This window comes from uncultured Corynebacterium sp. (assembly GCF_902782855.1).
Lineage (GTDB): Bacteria > Actinomycetota > Actinomycetes > Mycobacteriales > Mycobacteriaceae > Corynebacterium.
Genome location: NZ_CACZOO010000193.1, coordinates 1 through 3109, shown reverse-complemented (window position 1 = coordinate 3109; position 3109 = coordinate 1). Strand labels below are relative to the sequence as shown.

4 protein-coding genes are annotated in these 3109 nt (G+C 70.7%); 2 read left to right on the top strand and 2 right to left on the bottom strand.

Translation table 11 applies throughout. The annotated features are described in order from the left end of the window. Window positions 1-778: hypothetical protein (locus tag QZV72_RS08435; protein ID WP_297007279.1), on the bottom strand; the 778-nt coding region annotated here is incomplete at its 3' end. A gap of 201 nt (window positions 779-979) precedes the next feature. Between QZV72_RS08435 and QZV72_RS08430 the strand changes: the two genes are divergently transcribed. Both QZV72_RS08430 and QZV72_RS08425 read left to right on the top strand, forming a co-directional pair. Further along, window positions 980-1336 carry a hypothetical protein gene (locus tag QZV72_RS08430; RefSeq protein ID WP_297007277.1) on the top strand — a complete coding sequence of 119 codons (357 nt, stop codon included), beginning with the start codon at window positions 980-982 and terminating at the stop codon, window positions 1334-1336. Between the two features lie 28 nt (window positions 1337-1364). Then, window positions 1365-1802, top strand: coding sequence for a hypothetical protein (locus QZV72_RS08425; protein WP_297007275.1), 438 nt, complete (start codon window positions 1365-1367; stop codon window positions 1800-1802). Window positions 1803-1988: 186 nt separating this feature from the next. Here QZV72_RS08425 and guaA read toward each other — a convergent pair. After that, window positions 1989-3109 (bottom strand): glutamine-hydrolyzing GMP synthase (gene guaA, locus QZV72_RS08420; RefSeq protein ID WP_297007273.1); only part of this gene is annotated, 1121 nt, incomplete at its 5' end.

Genomic DNA, 3109 nt, shown 5'->3' with positions numbered 1-3109 from the left:
GGCCTGAATGGGGGCCTGAATGGGGGCCTGAATGGTGGCCTGCCTGTGCTGCGGGTGCGCCGAGGCTCTCCCGGAAGCTCACCGGCGGCTGCCCCTGCCCGTGGGCCCGACCGACGAGGGTGATCCCGCGGATCCGTCCGGACCCCCGGCCCAGACCCGTGACCCCGTCGACCCGCCAGTCGAGGTGCAGCCGGGCCCCCGGCCAACCGCCGACGACGACGAGGGCACATCTGCTGCGCCGTAACCGGGCGTCCACCGGGCGGGCTGCGGTGGGTGTCACCGGTGCCGCCACGTGATACAGGACCAGGTCGAGGCCCTCGACGAGAGTGCCGAGCACCGCACCGGTGTGCGGGGCCGGGTCGGGGATGACGACGGTCCGGTCGAGATTTCCACCGGCCGCCTCCACCGCGGCGAGGGAGAGCCTCGGGTAGCCGACCACCGCCGCGCACCCACCGGCCGCGGTGACCGTGGCCAGGACGTCGACGAGGGCTGCGGGACAGTCGACGGAATCGGTGACCGCACCGCGGGGCAGTCCGCCCCGGGTGAGGTGGCGGCCCAGCCAGGACGGGACACCGAGGGCGTCGGATGCCAAAGTGACGGGTCGGTCAACGGAGGTCGCCTCCTGCAGCGGTCCGGACTCCGTGTCAGGCGCAGACGAAGACACCGGCGCAGCATCCGGTACCGCCGGCGCCTCCCCCGTGATGAGGGTGATGCGCCGCCGCAGGTCATCGACCACATCGGCGAGTGGTGCGTCCGCCGTCTGAGCTGCATTGTCCATGCCGGCAACCTCCCTTACACTGGTTCTGAGCTGGCGATTTTCCGTCTCCACCGTTGTACCGTGGGCGCCGGACGGCACCGCGGCCACCGGTACCGACTATCAAACACCTGTTCTAGAACAGTCGTCAAACCCCCTTGTCGCGGTCGGGAACCGCCCGTAGTTTCGGTACCGGACGCACTGTCGACCGTTCAGGGGAACACCATGTCCACCACCACCCGGTCCCGCACCGCCCGACGCATCGGCATCGGACTCGCCGCCGCCACCCTCACCGCCGGTCTCGCCGCCGCCCCGGCCACCGCACAGGACCTCCCCGCCAACTCCAGCGGCATCTCCGCACCCAACGGATGGACCCCCGAGGCGTCCGCCGCCGGCTGGGCAGACATGAGCGGCCAGGTCCTCGCCCAGGCGCTCACCAACCCCGAGCAGGCCCTTTACTCCTCCATCCTCCTGCCCACCTTCATCCTCGCGTCGCCGATCCTCGCCGGACCCCCGCTGTTCCCGTTCTGCGGCTCCCCCAACACCGGCCAGGGCTGCGCCGGAAGTCCGCCCGCGAACTGACCTGCGGCCACCCGGTAGACTGCCTGGCATGGCGAACAAGGCACGGAAGAGAAAGGTCGCCCCGACCCCCGCACCGGTCCCGGACACCCCGACCGGGTTGAGGACCGGGGCCGCCGCCCTCTTCGGCCTCGGCGTCGGCGCACTCGCCACGCCCCTGGACCGCACCGTCCAGGTCGCCCTGCTCGTGGCCTTCCTCGGCGCCGGCCTGCTGTGGATCTTCAGCCACCCCTACCGCGCGGACGTGCGCAGGGCCGTCGAATCCCGCGGCCACCGCTACACCACGAAGTTCAGCCAGCTCATCCCCCTGCTGCCACTGTGGCTCGCCCTCATGCTCGTCCCCGGGTTCCAGCTGGACAACTGGTTCGCAGGCCTCGGCATCGCCGTCGTCGCCGCCACCTACAGCTGGCTCATCATCCCCTTCATCGACGGCACGAAAAACGCCGAGAAGCTGCCCGTACGCAGCTGACCCCCACATCAGCTGCCAGGTCGGGCACTCCAGGTTGGTCTGGCTCCACGAAAACCAACCTGGAGCACCCGACCCAGCCTCACCCCAGACCCCCGGAGACGGATGCGACCCGACAGGGCGGTCCCGGATCTCCGGAACACCCCGCCGGGCCGCACCTGGCGCGTCCCGCTCAGGGACGCCACCGCCTCACTCCCACTCGATGGTTCCCGGCGGCTTGCTCGTCACGTCGAGCACCACACGGTTGACCTCGGCCACCTCATTGGTGATCCTGGTCGAGATGGTCTCCAGGGCATCGTAGGGCACCCGGGTCCAGTCCGCTGTCATGGCGTCCTCACTGGTGACCGGACGCAGCACCACAGGGTGACCGTAGGTGCGGCCGTCACCCTGGACGCCGACGGAGCGGACGTCTGCCAGCAGCACGACCGGGCACTGCCAGATCGTGTCGTCCAGGCCGGCGGCGGTGAGCTCCTCACGGGCGATCGCGTCGGCCTCGCGGAGAATGTCCAGCCGCTCCGCGGTGACCTCACCGATGATGCGGATACCCAGGCCCGGGCCGGGGAACGGCTGCCGGTTCACGATGACCTCGGGCAGGCCGAGCTCCCGTCCGACCGCGCGGACCTCGTCCTTGAACAGCAGGCGCAGCGGCTCGACCAGGGTGAACTCCACATCGTCCGGCAGACCGCCGACATTGTGGTGGCTCTTGATGTTCGCGGTACCGGACCCGCCGCCGGACTCCACCACGTCCGGGTACAGGGTGCCCTGGACCAGGAAGTCGACGCTGGCGCCGGCCGGGGCGTCCGCCAGCACACCGGCGACGGCACGCTCGAAGGAGCGGATGAACTCCGCGCCGATGGCCTTGCGCTTGGCCTCCGGGTCGGTGACCCCGGCCAGCTTGCCCAGGAACGCCTCGCGCTCGTCGACGGTGACGAGCTTCGCACCGGTGGCGGCGACGAAGTCGTGCTCGACCTGCTCCCGCTCACCCTTACGCAGCAGACCGTGGTCGACGAAGACACAGGTCAGTCGGTCACCGATGGCACGCTGCACGATCGCGGCGGCGACGGCGGAATCCACGCCGCCGGACAGGCCGCAGATCGCGCGCCCTTCCGGGCCGACCTGCTCACGCACGGCCTCGATGAGCTGCTCGGCGATGTTGCCGGCGGTCCACGTCGGCTCCAGGCCGGCGATGTCGTAGAGGAAGCGGGTCAGCACCTCCTGACCGTGCGGGGAGTGCAGCACCTCGGGGTGGTACTGCACGCCGGCCATGTGCTTCGCCGGGCACTCGAAGGCCGCCACCGGTGCACCCGCGG